This is a genomic window from Sphingobium subterraneum (assembly GCF_014199435.1).
Lineage (GTDB): Bacteria > Pseudomonadota > Alphaproteobacteria > Sphingomonadales > Sphingomonadaceae > Sphingobium > Sphingobium subterraneum.
Genome location: NZ_JACIJP010000004.1, coordinates 169,544 through 184,726 on the forward strand (window position 1 = coordinate 169,544; position 15,183 = coordinate 184,726).

The 15,183-nt window shown below is 63.9% G+C and carries 17 protein-coding genes; 10 read left to right on the top strand and 7 right to left on the bottom strand.

Features of this window, described 5'->3' with window-relative positions; all coding sequences use genetic code 11:
- Positions 1-50: 50 nt before the first annotated feature.
- The gene (locus FHS92_RS12830) at positions 51-470 is read left to right on the top strand and encodes an Hpt domain-containing protein (RefSeq protein WP_184081122.1); all 420 of its coding nucleotides are present in this window, start codon (positions 51-53) and stop codon (positions 468-470) included.
- Here the strand turns inward: FHS92_RS12830 and FHS92_RS12835 are convergent.
- Positions 467-1,720, bottom strand: coding sequence for a DUF418 domain-containing protein (locus FHS92_RS12835; RefSeq protein ID WP_184081123.1), 1,254 nt, complete (start codon positions 1,718-1,720; stop codon positions 467-469). The two genes, FHS92_RS12830 and FHS92_RS12835, sit on opposite strands and share 4 nt — an antisense overlap.
- A gap of 45 nt (positions 1,721-1,765) precedes the next feature.
- On the opposite strand from FHS92_RS12835, the gene FHS92_RS12840 reads away from it, so the two are divergent.
- Together FHS92_RS12840 and FHS92_RS12845 are read left to right on the top strand one after the other, a co-directional pair.
- The gene (locus FHS92_RS12840) at positions 1,766-2,533 is read left to right on the top strand and encodes a malonyl-ACP O-methyltransferase (protein WP_184081124.1); all 768 of its coding nucleotides are present in this window, start codon (positions 1,766-1,768) and stop codon (positions 2,531-2,533) included.
- 8 nt (positions 2,534-2,541) lie between these two features.
- Complete coding sequence (locus FHS92_RS12845; protein WP_184081125.1) at positions 2,542-3,072, top strand: GNAT family N-acetyltransferase; 531 nt, start codon at positions 2,542-2,544, stop codon at positions 3,070-3,072.
- 66 nt (positions 3,073-3,138) lie between these two features.
- On the opposite strand, the gene purL is transcribed toward FHS92_RS12845, so the two are convergent.
- Positions 3,139-5,328 carry a phosphoribosylformylglycinamidine synthase subunit PurL gene (purL, locus tag FHS92_RS12850; protein ID WP_184081126.1) on the bottom strand — a complete coding sequence of 730 codons (2,190 nt, stop codon included), beginning with the start codon at positions 5,326-5,328 and terminating at the stop codon, positions 3,139-3,141.
- Positions 5,329-5,577: 249 nt separating this feature from the next.
- On the bottom strand, positions 5,578-5,955 hold the full coding sequence (locus FHS92_RS12855; RefSeq protein ID WP_184081127.1) for a hypothetical protein: 378 nt from the start codon (positions 5,953-5,955) through the stop codon (positions 5,578-5,580).
- Between the two features lie 200 nt (positions 5,956-6,155).
- On the opposite strand from FHS92_RS12855, the gene FHS92_RS12860 reads away from it, so the two are divergent.
- The 5 genes from FHS92_RS12860 (at position 6,156) to queA (ending at position 9,676) form a co-directional block, all read left to right on the top strand.
- Positions 6,156-6,398 (top strand): exodeoxyribonuclease VII small subunit, encoded by a 243-nt coding sequence (locus FHS92_RS12860; protein ID WP_184081128.1) that lies wholly within the window; start codon positions 6,156-6,158, stop codon positions 6,396-6,398.
- Positions 6,399-6,453: 55 nt separating this feature from the next.
- Positions 6,454-7,311, top strand: a complete 858-nt coding sequence (locus tag FHS92_RS12865) for a polyprenyl synthetase family protein (protein ID WP_246351995.1) — start codon at positions 6,454-6,456, stop codon at positions 7,309-7,311.
- 5 nt (positions 7,312-7,316) lie between these two features.
- The gene (gene coaD / locus FHS92_RS12870; RefSeq protein ID WP_425506252.1) at positions 7,317-7,826 is read left to right on the top strand and encodes a pantetheine-phosphate adenylyltransferase; all 510 of its coding nucleotides are present in this window, start codon (positions 7,317-7,319) and stop codon (positions 7,824-7,826) included.
- Between the two features lie 106 nt (positions 7,827-7,932).
- Positions 7,933-8,610, top strand: a complete 678-nt coding sequence (locus FHS92_RS12875) for a peptidylprolyl isomerase (RefSeq protein ID WP_184081130.1) — start codon at positions 7,933-7,935, stop codon at positions 8,608-8,610.
- Between the two features lie 34 nt (positions 8,611-8,644).
- Complete coding sequence (gene queA / locus FHS92_RS12880) at positions 8,645-9,676, top strand: tRNA preQ1(34) S-adenosylmethionine ribosyltransferase-isomerase QueA (protein WP_184081131.1); 1,032 nt, start codon at positions 8,645-8,647, stop codon at positions 9,674-9,676.
- Positions 9,677-9,724: 48 nt separating this feature from the next.
- Here queA and FHS92_RS12885 read toward each other — a convergent pair whose 3' ends face one another.
- Positions 9,725-10,351 (bottom strand): DUF3617 domain-containing protein, encoded by a 627-nt coding sequence (locus tag FHS92_RS12885; protein ID WP_184081132.1) that lies wholly within the window; start codon positions 10,349-10,351, stop codon positions 9,725-9,727.
- A 110-nt stretch (positions 10,352-10,461) separates the two neighbouring features.
- On the opposite strand from FHS92_RS12885, the gene uvrB reads away from it, so the two are divergent.
- Positions 10,462-12,654 (top strand): excinuclease ABC subunit UvrB, encoded by a 2,193-nt coding sequence (gene uvrB / locus FHS92_RS12890; RefSeq protein WP_184081277.1) that lies wholly within the window; start codon positions 10,462-10,464, stop codon positions 12,652-12,654.
- 141 nt (positions 12,655-12,795) lie between these two features.
- Complete coding sequence (locus FHS92_RS12895) at positions 12,796-13,341, top strand: hypothetical protein (RefSeq protein ID WP_246351984.1); 546 nt, start codon at positions 12,796-12,798, stop codon at positions 13,339-13,341.
- 394 nt (positions 13,342-13,735) lie between these two features.
- Here FHS92_RS12895 and FHS92_RS12900 read toward each other — a convergent pair whose 3' ends face one another.
- The 3 genes from FHS92_RS12900 to FHS92_RS12910 all read right to left on the bottom strand — a co-directional run bounded on the left by FHS92_RS12900 (position 13,736) and on the right by FHS92_RS12910 (position 15,122).
- Positions 13,736-14,143, bottom strand: coding sequence for a BLUF domain-containing protein (locus tag FHS92_RS12900; RefSeq protein WP_184081134.1), 408 nt, complete (start codon positions 14,141-14,143; stop codon positions 13,736-13,738).
- Positions 14,144-14,309: 166 nt separating this feature from the next.
- Positions 14,310-14,831 carry a thioredoxin family protein gene (locus tag FHS92_RS12905; RefSeq protein WP_184081135.1) on the bottom strand — a complete coding sequence of 174 codons (522 nt, stop codon included), beginning with the start codon at positions 14,829-14,831 and terminating at the stop codon, positions 14,310-14,312.
- Between the two features lie 138 nt (positions 14,832-14,969).
- Positions 14,970-15,122, bottom strand: coding sequence for a hypothetical protein (locus FHS92_RS12910; protein ID WP_184081136.1), 153 nt, complete (start codon positions 15,120-15,122; stop codon positions 14,970-14,972).
- Between the last annotated feature and the right edge of the window lie 61 nt (positions 15,123-15,183).

Below are 15,183 nucleotides of genomic sequence, written 5' to 3' on the forward strand. Positions count from 1 at the left end.
TTCGCCGCGAAGACAAGTGCCATGGCTGGATGGTACGGGAGCGGCTGACCATGAATGTGGAACTGATCGATCGGCAGGAATATGAGCTCGCGCGGCTTGGCCTTGGCGATGCGTTCATCCGCATTCTGGGTTATTTTCGCGAAGATGGCACCAAATCGGTCGACGCCGTGGAACAGGCCATGCGTGCCCGCAACGCCGCCGCGCTGGTCATCCCGGCCCATACGCTGAAGGGGGAAGCGCGCCAGTTCGGGGCGCAGCGCCTTGCCGACATGGCCGAGCATATCGAGATGGTCGCGCGTCGCTGCGTCGAATATCATGAAGACCCCGAAGAACTGATCGAGTTCGTCGCGGAACTGCGCGACTGCTTCATGGCGACCGTGACAGCGCTGGAAGAGGACGCCAGCCCGCTCGTCACCCGCAAGGCGGGTGGAGCGCGCCGGGGATCGTCCATCAACTTCGGACGCGGCTAAGCGGCTTCGGCCGTCCGCCGCATCGGCAGCATCCGGCGCTGCGCCACGCTGCGCCACACCCACTCGACCGGTCCGAAGTGGAACGCGCGCAGCCACAGCGGCGACCACAGCAGCATCAGCGCCCATACGGCCCCAACCACCGCGTATAGCTCCGCGCGCCCGACCATTCCGAACAGCCCCAGGCCCCATCCGTAGAACAGGGCCGTCATCAGCAGGCTTGTGCCGAGATAGTTGCTGAGCGCGAGCCGCCCGACCGCGCCGATGCGCGCCAGTCCTGCCGAGGCGGAGTAGCGCACGGCGATCCACAGGATCAGCGCCGCCCACCCGACTGTCAGCGGAATGCGAAACGGGAACGACCAGGCGAACACCGCGCCGAAGGTCGTCACGGTATCGAATCCACTGGCAATCGCCCAGATCGCCAGGCCGATCATCGGCGGCAGTCCGATCAGGAAACAGTGGCGCGCCGTCTGCCAATATTGCTGCGCGGGCCATCCTCCCGTCAGAAAGCCGCCTTTCAGCATCGCCATTCCCAGCAGCATAAACCCGAACGTGTCGAGCATCAGATACTGGAAGCCCCCCAGCGCCCAGCCGACGATATGCTCCAACTTGTAGCCGGCAATCCCTGCGAAGCTTCCCCGCATCCGGGTGACCTCCTCAGCGATGGAGGGGCTGCCCGGTGCGCTCAGGCCTTCCAGCAGGGCGCTGTAATGGGTGATGCTGGCATGCGTCGCGCCGGGATGGCTGGCGGCATAATGCCCATGATGTGCGGCGATGGCTGGGATCATGACGATGACGAAATGGACGGCGAACGCCAGAAAGGCGAGCTTCACAAGCTCGATCGGCTGCTTGCCCGCGCACAGCATCGCGATCATCCCGACGACCGCGTACAGCGCCAATATGTCACCCCACCACAGCAACAGATAATGTGCGATCCCGATGAGGAACAACACGGTGGCCCGTGCCGCCTGCGCCTTGCGTCCGTCCCCACCAGTCATCTCCGCCCGGTCCATCACGATCAGCATGCTCGCACCGAACAGCATCGAAAACAGCCCGCGCATCTTGCCGTCGAACAACACGAAGCTCACCGCCCACGCCACGATATCGGCGACACTCGTTCCGCCCCAGGCGCGCGGATTGCCATAGGCCGCTTCGGGCAAGGCAAAGGCGATGATGTTCATCGTCAAGATGCCCATGACGGCAAAACCACGGGCAATATCGATGGCGGGCGTGCGGGCGGAGGCGGGGATCATCGGGAAAGGGTTCACCTGAGAAGAAAATGCGGTACGGGGCATGTCATGACCCCGCCGCGTATGCAACGGATTCGCGACGCCTTTGGTGCCGCCGCCGACCGATATGACCGCCACGCCGATGTGCAGCGGACCGTGGCCGACGTGCTCGCCGATCTCGCGCGCAACCAGCCGCTGCCCCCTGCGCCGCGCGTGCTCGAAATCGGTTGTGGCACGGGGCTGCTCACCCGGCGCATCCGCGACCTGTTTCCTGATGCGGACCTGACCGTGACCGACCTGTCGCCTGCTATGCTGGCGGTGACGGCCGCCGATCCCACTCTGGCCGCCCGATTCGAGGCGATGGATGGCGAAGCGCCAGGTTTCGAAGGGCCGTGGTTCGATCTCATCGTTTCCAGCCTCGCCTTCCAGTGGTTCTCCAACCTGCCTACCGCGCTCGCCCGGCTCTATGCGCTGCTTCGTCCCGGCGGCACGTTGCTGTTTTCCACCATGGCCCAGCGCAGCTTCGCCGAATGGCGCGCCGCCCACGAAGCCTGCGGCGTTCGCGCCGGGACGCCGGAATACCCGTCTATCGAGACCCTGCGCGCGATGCTGGACGCCCATGCCGATGCGTTCCTGTTCGAGGAAGACTATGTCCACGACTTCGGCGGCGCGCGGGGATTGCTCGCGCATCTGAAGGGCATCGGCGCGACCGTGCCGGTGGAGGGGCGCGCGCCGCTTGGTCCTGCAGCGCTGCGTCAGGTCATGCGCGCCTATGATGCCGCGGGCGGGCGCTGTACATATCATGTGGCCTATTGTCGGGTGACCAGGGTGGGGTAAGCACAGATATGCCATGTTTGATCCGCCGTGCCGGACCCGAAGACACCGTTGCGCTCGCCGCGCTGAAGCTCCGTACCTTTCGCGAGACCTTTGTCGAAGGCGATATGGATATGGGCTATGACCCGGACAATCTCGCGCATTTCGAGGCGGAATCTTATGGTGAGCCAGCGGTGGCCGCTCAGCTCGCGGATCCGCGTCGGGCGCAATGGGTGGCGGTTGCTGCGGACGGCACCTTGATGGGTTACGCTCACGCCGGCCCGTGCAAGCTTCCCCATCCGGACGCAGAACCCACGCACGGCGAGCTCTATCAGTTCTACGTCGCGCGAAAATGGCAGGGCGCGGGGGTGGGGCGCACGCTTCTCGATGCAGCGCTTGGCTGGCTGGCGGAAGAGATGCCGGGGCCGGTGTGGCTCGGGGTGTTCTCCGGCAATCATCGCGCACAAAAGGTCTATGCCGCGCGCGGTTTCGCCAAGGTGGGGGAATATGCGTTCAAGGTCGGCGAGCAATACGACCACGAATTCATTTTCAGGCGAGACTAGAGGCAGCATCCCGAAAAACACGCCGCTTCCATGACCGGGCGCATCCCTCGTCTTTGCGTTTCCGGATCAGCGATCCATCAGCGCCGGAAAAAAGCCCTCATGCGCCGACCGCAGATCGACAAGCGGCACGGATTTTCCGCCGCTGATGTCGATTGTCCCGCCGCGTGTCGTACCGATCCGCGTCATTGGGATACCCGCCGCCTGAATCTTTTCCGGTGTCGCGCTGGTGACGACATAACGCCCCTGATCCTCGCCGAACGCCGTGAAATGGTCGCCGATTTCTTCAAGGGTCGCGCCGATATTCCCGGCCAGCGCCATTTCCGCGACAGCGACCAGCAGGCCACCGTCGGACACGTCATGCACCGCGCTCACCAGACCCTTGGCGATCAGGTCGCGGACGAATTCCGCGTTGGCGCGCTCCTTCGTCAGATCGACCGGCGGGGGCGGGCCGTCCTCGCGGCCATGCACCACGCGCAGCCAGCTCGACTGGCCCAGATGTCCGTTGCTCTCACCGATGACGAAGATCGCCTCGCCTTCGGCCTTGAACGCGACGCTTGCGCTCTTCGACCAGTCGGCGAGCAGGCCGATCGCGCCGATGGCGGGCGTGGGCAAGATGGCCGATCCGCCCCCTGTTGCCTTACTCTCGTTGTAGAGCGACACATTGCCCGAGACGATCGGGAAGTCGAGCGCGATGCACGCCTCGCTCATCCCTTCGAGGCAGCCCACGAACTGCCCCATGATTTCGGGGCGCTGCGGATTGGCGAAGTTAAGGCAGTTGGTCACGGCGAGCGGCTTCGCTCCTACCGCCGACAGGTTGCGATAGGCCTCGGCAATCGCCTGCTTGCCGCCCTCATAGGGATCGGCATAGCAATAGCGCGGGTTGCAATCCGTGGTCATGGCCAGACCTTTCTGCGTGCCATGAACACGCACCACCGCTGCGTCGCCGCCGGGTGCCTGCACCGTGTCGGCGCCGACCTTGTGGTCATATTGTTCCCAGATCCAGCGGCGGCTGGCGATGTCGGGCGACCCCATCAGCGTCACCAGATCGGCGCCCAGATCGCTGGACGCGGGAACATCGGTCAGTGGAGCGCGCTTGGGAGTCGGTACATGCGGCCGATCATAAAGCGGCGCGTCGTCGGCCAGCGGGCCCAACGGAATGTCGCACACCGTCTCACCATGGTGGACAAGCACCATCCGCCCGGTGTCCGTCACTTCGCCGATCACCGCGAAATCCAGCTCCCACTTGTGGAAGATCGCCTCGGCAAAGGCCTCCTTGCCGGGCTTCAGGACCATCAGCATGCGTTCCTGCGATTCGGATAGCATCATTTCATAGGCGGTCATGCCCGTTTCGCGCTGCGGCACGGCATCCATGTTGAGCAGCAGGCCGACGCCGCCCTTGCTCGCCATTTCCACGCTGGAGGAAGTGAGGCCCGCCGCGCCCATATCCTGAATGGCGACGATCGCATCCGACGCCATCAGTTCGAGGCACGCCTCGATCAGCAGCTTCTCGGTAAAAGGATCGCCAACCTGCACGGTCGGGCGCTTTTCTTCGCTGTCCTCGCCGAAATCGGCGCTCGCCATGGTCGCGCCATGGATGCCGTCGCGCCCGGTCTTGGACCCGACATAGACGATCGGATTGCCAACGCCGCTCGCCGCCGAGTAGAAGATCTTGTCCGTTTCCGCGACGCCGACCGTCATCGCGTTGACGAGGATGTTGCCGTCATAGGCGGGGTGGAAGTTCACCTCGCCGCCTACTGTCGGCACGCCCACGCAATTGCCGTAGCCGCCGATGCCGCGCACCACGCCGCTGATCAGGTGGCGCATTTTCGGGTGGTCAGGCCGCCCGAAACGCAGCGCGTTGAGGTTCGCGATCGGTCGCGCGCCCATGGTGAACACGTCGCGCAGGATGCCGCCCACGCCCGTCGCCGCCCCCTGATAGGGTTCGATGTAGGATGGGTGGTTGTGGCTCTCCATCTTGAAGATTGCCGCCTGCCCGTCGCCGATGTCGACCACACCCGCATTTTCGCCCGGTCCGCAGATCACCTGCGGCCCGGTAGTGGGAAGCTTCTTCAAATGGATGCGCGAGGATTTGTAGCTGCAATGCTCGGACCACATGACCGAAAATATGCCCAGCTCCGTCAGGTTCGGCTCGCGCCCCAGCGCGGCGAGGATGCGGTCATATTCTTCCGGGGCGAGGCCATGTTCGGCAACGACCTGGGGCGTGATGGGGCTGGCGGCTGTAGCTGTGTCGGTCATGCGCCGACCCCTTAACGAATGCCGCGCGCGCTGAACAGGGTTGGGGTTACGAAAATGCGCAAATAAAATGGGCCGGACGATCGCGCGTCCGGCCCGTGTGGAGAGAAAAAAGACAGCGAGCGGTCAACATTCAGAAGATGATGAGCCGAAAATGGTGGTCTTTTGTGACCCGGAGCGCAGCGACCTTACAGGTCATGAGCACCGGAAGCGCAAAAGAGCGCCATTTGCAGGCCATCAGAGCTGAATGGTTCAGGCCTTGCAGGTTTGTGCGCTCTTGCCGGGCAACGTCGCGCTGATTTCCTTGCCGCTGCCCGATAGCGAATAGCCGCCTTCCGCCGTATAGGGCTTTCCGGCCTCTTCTGCGGTCAGCTTGGTCGGGGTGCCGTCCTTTTCGGTGCGCAGGTTGGCGGTCTTGTCGTCCGACATGAAGTCGACGAAAACCAGCGCGCCATCCTTGCAGCGATAGCTGTGGCTCTCCTTGACCATCGGCGGCAATTCGACCGGCGCGGCGTTGTTGAGTTCATCCGCCATCGGATCCGGGCGACCGCCGACGACTTCGGGTTCTTTCTGACCGCAAGCCGACAGGGCGAGCAATGCGGTGGCGAGCAGGGGAAGGGTGTGTTTCATAGCGGGCTTTCTATGTGCGGTTGCAGCATGAACCGTCAACGAAAAAGAGTGAAATCGCGACACTCTGCGAAGAACGCCGCAACGCCGAAGTCGGCTACAGGATAGCCGTTAATTTTAAACGAACCATGACTGTCGGTGACAGGGCATGCGATATCATGCGGGCTTGACCGCGGGGATCGCGAACGCCAAAGCTGTCGCCCATGTCGGAACCCGAACAGATGACGGCCCTGTCGTTCGAAGACGCCCTGCGCGAGCTGGAATCGATCGTGCACAGGCTGGAACGCGGTGATGTCGCGCTTGACGAATCCATCGCGCTCTATGCGCGGGGGGAGGCGCTGCGTGCCCAGTGCCAGAAGCGCCTTGCCGATGCCGAAGCGCGCATCCAGAAGCTCACGGTCGCGAACGGGGTGCCGACGGGCGCCGAACCTTTTGGTGCGGACTGACGCGCGGGTGGCTGCTGGCGGCGGTAAAGCGGTGCTGACGCAGGCAGCCAAGACGATGGCCGCGGCCATGGATGATGCGTTCGACGCGTTGCTCCCCGTCCCCGAAGATCCGCGTCGCAAGCTTTATGAAGCGATGCGCCATGCCGCGATTGGCGGCGGCAAGCGCCTGCGCCCTCTGCTCGTCCGTGCGACGGGCGATCTGTTTCATCTCGATGAGGACGCGCTGGTCCGCGTCGGCCTCGCTGTGGAATGCATCCATGTCTATTCGCTGATCCACGACGATCTGCCCGCGATGGACAACGACGATCTGCGGCGCGGCAAGCCGACCGTTCACCGCGCTTTTGATGAGGCGACGGCGATCCTCGCCGGGGACTGCCTGCACGATCTCGCGTTCGAGATCCTGGTCGACGAGCGCACGCACTCCGATCCCTTCGTCCGTTGTGAACTGGTACGCGCCTTGACCAAAGCGAGCGGGCCAGTCGGCATGGCGGGCGGCCAGATGATGGATCTGGAAGCGGAGCGCACCCCCTTCGACCTTCCGACTGTCACCCGGCTTCAGCAGCTCAAGACCGGGGCGATCATCGCCTTTTGCGTGGAGGCGCCCGCGATCATGGCGCATGTCCCGCTGGAAGCGCGCACGGGCCTCCACGGCTATGCCCGCGATATCGGCCTTGCGTTTCAGATTGCCGACGACCTGCTCGACGTAGAGGGCGACGAAGCGCTTGCGGGCAAGGCGCTCGGCAAGGACGCCGCCGCCGGGAAACAGACTTTCCTGTCGCTCCTCGGCGTCGCGCGCGCCAGGCATCAGGCGCAATTTCTGGTCGATCAGGCCAAGGCACATTTGCACGATTATGGCGACCGCGCGGCCCTGCTCCGCGCGATCGCCGATTTCGTGGTCGAAAGGGACCGATAACGCGCATGGCTATGACACGGACAGGGGTATATCCGGGCACCTTCGACCCGGTGACGCTGGGGCATATGGACATCATCCGCCGGGGCGCGAAGCTGGTCGACCGGCTGGTCATCGGGGTGACGACCAACCCCAGCAAGTCGCCGATGTTCACGCTCGACGAACGGCTGGCCATGGTGCGCCGCGAATGCGCCGGGATCGAGACGGACATCGAGGTGGTCGCCTTCGATTCGCTGCTGATGGACTTTGCCGACCGGCAGGGCGCGCAGATCATCATCCGCGGCCTGCGCGCGGTTGCCGATTTCGAATATGAATATCAGATGGCGGGCATGAACCAGCAGATCAACGCCAATGTCGAGACCGTCTTTCTGATGGCCGACGTGTCGCTGCAACCGATCGCCTCCCGCCTCGTCAAGGAAATCGCGCTGTTCGGTGGGCCGATTCAACGTTTCGTCAGCCCCACCGTCTGCGCGGAGGTTGTGGAGCGGGTGGAGAAGATCGGCCGCAAGGGATCATAAGCGCATGGCCGCGTCACGGCGGGCGGGGGTGCTCATCCCTCGTTCATTGACGCGGACCTAAAGCGCGCGCAAAGAGCAAGCTTTCTGCTGGGAGAACAGGATTATCATGGCTCCAAAATCGCTTATTGGCCGCATTCTTGTCGCGATCGGCGCGCTGTGCCTGTTTGTCGCCTTCACGCCGCTGCACGCGCAGGGCGGCAAGGCGCAGGAAGAAGAGTTCAAGAAAGCGGCGATGAGCGCACGCGCAGCCGAACAGGCCAAGGAACTGGCCAAGGCGCCCAAGGCCGCCACGCCGTCCGCCACCGTCCCGGTCGATCCCGCCAATGTGTGGGTTCTCACCCTGAGCAATGGCGGCACGGTGCGCATCCAGCTGCGCCCCGATGTCGCACCCGCCCATGTCGAGCGGATCAAGCTGCTCACCAGTCGCGGGTTTTACAATGGCCTGAAGTTCCATCGCGTGATCGAAGGTTTCATGGCGCAGGGCGGCGATCCCAAAAATGACGGTTCGGGCGGATCGACCGAGCCGGATCTGAAAGCCGAATTCAACGATCTGCCGCATGTGCGCGGCGTCGTGTCCATGGCCCGCGCGGCGGACGAGAACAGCGCCAACAGCCAGTTTTTCATCATGTTCCTGCCCCGGCTCCAGCTCGACCACAAATATACGGTGTTCGGCCGGGTGATCGAGGGCATGCCATATGTCGATGCGATCGAGCGGGGCGAGCCGCCCGCCAACCCGACCAGCATCGTGACCGCGCGGATGGAAGCGGCGACGCCCGCGTCCTGATCTGACTCACGGGCCGACGGTGGAAAATTAGCACGTGCGCGTCGACCTGTTCGATTTCGATCTGCCTTCTGAACGCATCGCCCTGCGTCCAGCCCAGCCGCGCGACGCTGCCCGGATGCTCGTCGTGCGTGGGCAGGCCATGGACGACCGCGTGGTGCGCGATCTTCCCGCCGACCTGCGCCCGGGCGACTGCCTCGTCTTCAACGACACCCGTGTTATCCCTGCCCAGCTCGAAGGGCGGCGCGGCGACGCGCGCATCGGGGCAACCCTGCACAAGCGCATCGACCTGCGCCGCTGGCAGGCGTTCGTCCGCAACGCCAAGCGGGTGCGCGACGGCGACCGGATCGATTTCGGCGCGGGCGTAACTGCGATCGCCGAGGGGCGGGACGACGACGGCGGCATGACCCTGTTCTTCGAAGGCGACGAGCCCGTCGAACTGCTGCTCGAACGCGCGGGCACCATGCCGCTGCCTCCTTATATCGCCGGAAAACGGCCGGCCGATGCGCAGGACCGCAGCGATTATCAGACGATGTTCGCGAAGCAGGATGGTGCCGTTGCGGCTCCCACGGCCGCGCTGCATTTTACGCCCGGCCTGATGGAGCGGCTGGCCTCTGCCGGTATCCTGACCGAGACGCTCACCCTCCATGTCGGCGCGGGCACCTTCTTGCCGGTCAAGGCCGACGACACCGGCGACCACCGCATGCACGCGGAATGGGGACAGATCAGCCCGGAAGCCGCCGCGCGTCTGAACGCTGTCAAAGCTGCTGGCGGCCGGATCATCGCGGTCGGCACCACCAGCCTGCGCCTGCTCGAAAGCGCGTGCGGAGAGGACGGCATCATCGAGCCCTTTGTAGATGAAACCCGCATTTTCATCACTCCGGGCTACCGCTTTCGCGCGATCGACGGGCTCATGACTAATTTCCACTTGCCCCGCTCGACGCTGTTCATGCTGGTCAGCGCGCTGATGGGGCTGGAAACGATGCAGGCAGCCTACGCCCACGCCATCGCGGAAGGCTACCGCTTCTACAGCTATGGCGACGCGAGTTTGCTACTGCCAGAGGGGTAGCGGCGAGACTCCGGCCTGTCCGCCGCCGTCAGCGCGTGATCCTATGCGTCAGGACGCATCGCCCTTGGCCGGGCATTCGCCGATGCGCTTGCCGGTGCCATGCGATTTCATGGCCATCTGCATGTCCTTGGCGGCGCCCATCATGCCGGATGTGCGCATCTCGGCGTTCATGTCATAGCTGGTCGAGCTATACGTTCCGTTGAGCGTCATGTTCATCGTGGCTGACCCGTCCTGGCCGCCGCTGCAGCTCATCTGTCCGCTGACCTTGCCGCCGCTCATCGAGAAATTGGCGTATTTGCACTTGTTGTCTTTCTGGCCCGCCATCATCTCTGCGGCCGGATTTTCCGCCTGTTGCGGCGTGATGCATTCCTTCACGACCGTCTTTTTGCCGACCATGCTCTGCATCGCACCGGCGGGCATGCCCTCGGGCGCGTTGGTGATCTGCACGTCGGTGATCTCGTGGGTCATCTCCCACTGTCCCGGTTGCAGCTTGACCTTGTTCATCTCGCCCGCGACCTGCGCCACGGACATGTTCGTGCTCCCCGCTGCAGCCTCGTTCCCCGACGGAGCGCCTACCTTGCCCGCATCGTCCGCCTTGCCGCAGGCGCCGAGCGCCAGCAGGGCGGCGGCGGACAAAAGCAGGGTCGTACCCCTGGCATGGCGGCGAGACATCATGGAAACCCCCTGAAACATTCGAACAAGGGCGCAAGGCTAACAGAAAACTTCGTCACCGATAATCGAAAAGTCGGTTGCTGGCGCGGCGGTGGCTCCCCATGTTGGGCAGCATGGCCATCCAGATCCGCACGAGTCTCGCCGAACCGGAAACGGACGAGCATTTCGTCCCCCACCGCCCCGCGCGCCCGGACAAGACCGAGGGCGGCAGGCCGTTTCGCATTGTATCGGATTATGAGCCAGCGGGTGACCAGCCCGCGGCCATTGCCGAACTGGTCGAGGCGACGCGCGGCAACGAGCGGGACCAGGTGCTGCTCGGCGTCACCGGATCGGGCAAGACTTTCACGATGGCGAAGGTGATTGAGGCGGTGCAGCGCCCAGCGCTCGTCCTCGCGCCCAACAAGATCCTCGCCGCGCAGCTCTATGGCGAGTTCAAGAGCTTCTTTCCGGACAACGCGGTCGAATATTTCGTCAGTTACTACGACTATTACCAGCCCGAAGCCTATGTCCCGCGCTCCGACACCTATATCGAGAAGGAGTCGAGCGTAAACGAGGCGATCGACCGGATGCGCCATTCCGCCACCCGCGCGCTTCTGGAGCGGGACGATGTGCTGATCGTCGCCTCGGTCTCCTGCCTCTACGGCATCGGCTCAGTTGAAACCTACTCCGCGATGACCTTTGCCCTCAAGAAAGGCGAGGTGCAGGACCAGCGCGAGATCATCCGTAAGCTCGTCGCGCTCCAGTACAAGCGCAACGACGCCGCCTTCGCGCGAGGCAATTTCCGCGTGAAGGGCGACAATCTCGAAATCTTCCCGAGCCATTATGAGGATACCGCCTGGCGCGTCTCCTTCTTCGGCGATGAAATCGAGGAGATCAGCGAGTTTGATCCGCTGACTGGCAAGAAGGTCGCCAGCCTCGATTATGTGAAAGTCTTTCCCAACAGCCACCACGTCACGCCCGGCCCGACCCTGAAGCAGGCGATGGAGGCGATCCGTTTTGAACTGGCGGAACGCCTCAAGGAATTGCAGGCAGAGGGCAAATTGCTTGAAGCGCAGCGGCTCGAACAGCGCACCCATTTCGATCTGGAGATGATCGCGGCCACCGGAAGCTGCGCGGGGATCGAGAATTACTCCCGCTTCCTCACCGGCCGCATGCCCGGCGAGCCGCCGCCGACGCTGTTCGAATATCTCCCGGAAAACGCGCTGCTGTTCGTGGACGAAAGCCACCAGACCGTGCCGCAGATCGGCGCGATGGCGCGCGGCGACCACCGGCGCAAGGTCACGCTCGCCGAATATGGCTTCCGCCTGCCCAGTTGCATCGACAACCGCCCACTGCGCTTCAACGAGTGGGATGCGATGCGCCCACAGACCGTCAGCGTCTCCGCCACTCCCGGCAAGTGGGAGCTGGAGCAGACCGGCGGCGTCTTTACCGAACAGGTCATCCGCCCGACGGGCCTCATCGATCCACCGGTCGAGATCAAACCGGTCGAGGATCAGGTCGACGACCTCATCAACGAGGCAAGGCTGACGGCCGCCGCCGGGTATCGCACGCTTGTGACGACCCTCACCAAGCGCATGGCCGAGGATCTGACCGAATTCATGCACGAAGCGGGCCTAAAGGTCCGCTACATGCACTCAGACGTGGAAACGCTGGAGCGCATTGAGCTGATCCGCGACCTGCGGCTGGGCGTCTATGATGTGCTCGTCGGCATCAACCTGCTGCGCGAGGGTCTGGATATTCCCGAATGTGGCCTTGTGGGCATATTGGACGCGGACAAGGAAGGTTTCCTGCGATCGGAAACTTCGCTCATCCAGACCATCGGCCGCGCCGCGCGCAACGTCGACGGGCGCGTGATCCTCTACGCCGATCGCATCACCGGCAGCATGGAGCGCGCGCTCGCGGAAACCGGACGCCGCCGCGAAAAGCAGGAGGAATATAACCGCGAGCACGGCATCACGCCCACCACGATCAAACGCAACATCGGCGACATCATCGCCCATGTGTCCAATCAGGACAGCGTGCTGGTCGAAATCGATGAGCACACGCCGCATCGCGTTGGCCACAATCTGCGCGCGCATATCGAGGATCTGGAAAAGAAAATGCGCACCTCCGCCGCTGACCTCGAATTCGAGGAAGCCGCCCGCCTGCGCGACGAGATCAAGGCGCTCGAAGCCGAAGAGCTGGGCCTGCCCACCGACGAGCGCCAGCGTTTGCGGGTAACCGCCCCGCGCGGCCGCGCGACCGAAGGCAAGCCAGGGACACGCAAGCTGCGCTTCGGCAAAGAGCAGCGGAAGTGGGGAAAGTAGAGGCGCGTAGGGAAGCGCTATTGTCATTCTCCAAATACTGCGTGGCCGCATAACGCCGCGCGCCGCCTGATTGGGGCGATCGGGCGGGTTGCCCTTGTTCCTAGCCGGTTGGCCGGTCATAAGTCGGCAATGACCCTGTCCTTGCACCGCACTGCCGCCACCATCCTCGTCACCACCGCGCTGGCGAGCTGCGTCGCGCCGCCTGTTGCTCCCCCCGCACCGCCACCGCCGGTTGCGCAGCCCGCTGCGCCGCCTCCGCCGCCGCCGCCGCGGAGCGCGGACTGGCGGGAATGGCCGGTGACGCCAGGCAACTGGACCTATAAAGCGGCGACAGGTGGAAGCATTGCGAGCTTCGGGCAGGAACCGGGGACGGCGTTGCTGTCCCTGCGCTGCGATCTCGCGACGCGGCGCGTGTTCGTGTCGCGCGCCGTTCCCGCACCCTCGGCGACGCCCGGCGGACCCATGGTCGTGCGCACCAGTTTCGGGACAGCGTCCTGGCCTACCGAAACGGCGGCGCAAGGGCAGGGGCCTGCCATGATCATCGCCGCGCGCGCCTCGTCCGACACGGTGCTCGATCAGATGATTTTCAGCCGGGGCCGTTTTGCGGTGGAGGTTTCCGGTGCGCAGCCGCTGGTGGTTCCCGCCTGGGCGGAAGCGGCGCGGGTGATCGAGGATTGCCGGAGCTGAACCGGACCGGCGCGCGGACGCAGAAGTATGATTCGAAAAAAGAAAAATACAAGTCTTGATTGAACGGCGCGTTTGACTCACAGTGCAGGTGTGGCCGGGTACAGGGCTCTCGCTCTCCCTCGGCGACGCAGGCTTCAACAGCGCGAAAGGAGGTGATCCGATGTCTCATGGTTCAGCAATGAGGTCGGTCAAGTCCGTTCGGGGAATGCGCCGCTAAACGACGCTCCGCGTCGTCTCCTACTGCGGTCGTTCAAGCCAGTGGCAGCGGGCCGCAATCCGGAAGAGCGCGAACATCATTTCCCGAAAGTGGGGCAGCCACTAGGCCGCTGACCATGTACGAAGGGCCGTCGGTGCGTCGCGATGCGCTGGCGGCCCCTCTCGTTGTCAGGTGTCTTCACGCCGCGCTGTGGCGGTGCGCAAAACCTGTGAAATAAGCGCGCAGGGTTGCATCCTCGATCGGGGCGACGATCGCTGCCACCTGATCTTCCAGCGAACGGGCCGCTCCCCCATCGCCACCGGACTCAAACCCCATTGACCATTGCGCGAAGGATCGGCTGGCAATCGGCGTATCGCCCAGCGTCACGATGCCCATGTGGCGAGGATCGCGCGCGATGCGATCGAACGTCATTTTTACGACGTCCCTTTCCCCTTCGAGCGCCTGGAGGAAGCGACGGCCGCCCACGACGAGCATCCCCGTTATGCCTTTGGCTGCGTTGCTCCTCTGCGCGGCGGCAAGAAGACGGCTCAATTCGTCGGCCGATAAAAGCGTTCGAGCAGTACTGATATAAAGTATGCGATGCATGGGCGTCTCCGAACAGCCCCCCGCTCCCGTAATAGGCAGAAAACCTTAAGCTACTGCTAATACTGCATAATTTTGGGGTTCAGACCTTTTCCGCCTTGCCCGCCAGGAACCCCTGCCGGTTCAAGCGCCACTGGTGACCTGTCCCACTGGCCGCAAATTTCCGCGGTCACACCCATTGCGCCAGCCAGTCGGCCAGCGCCTGCGGAGTCATGTGGCGGGCGTCGGACAGGGCGAAGATACGATCCTTGTTGATCAACCGGTCGGTACGCGGATCGATGACCAGCAGGGCAGGGACACCCGCGAGCTTCTCGATACCGTAACGGCGCGGGATCTGCTGGTTCTTGTCCATGCGTCCGACGTCGATCGTAACCACCTCATAATGCCGGGCGAGGAAGGCCTTGACCTCCGGCACATTCATGATCCCGGCGAGCACGCGGCAGTCGCCGCACCAGTTGCCGCCCAGGTCGACGAGCAGCGTCTTGCCGCGCGCCTTCGCGCGCCCCTTGGCCGCCGCGAACGCACGGTCGGCGTCGGCCTTTTCGTTATAGGGTAGGGGGAGGGGTTGCTGAAGCTGGTCGATCGACGAGATGCGTACGCGCGGCGCCGGTGCGGCCGGAGCGGCAGAGGACAGGATCAGCGCGGTCAGAGCGCCGGACAGGAAAAAGCTGCGAAACGGCGTGTGTGTCATGGCATTCGTCCTCGTCGTAGCCCACCCATGCTCCGCACATAAGAACGCTGCCCCCATGATAAAAGACCCGCCGCGATGCCGGAGCGCCGCGACGGGTCAGACTTTCCTCCCCAGGAAAGATCGGTATGTCCGGTTGCCTCAGCCGAGACGGCCCAGGCGGTGATAGAGGTTCACGAACTTCACCGATTCCGGCTTGTCCTCAATCACCTTGATGTAATGCTGGACCGCTTCCTTGAGCAGGGCGAAATCCTCCGTCGAAAAGATCGGGCGGGCACGTGCTGGTTCGGTCATTGCATGTCTCCAGACAGAAAAGGTCGAAGGGCGGTGGTCCGGAGCGTCTGCCCCGGACCGG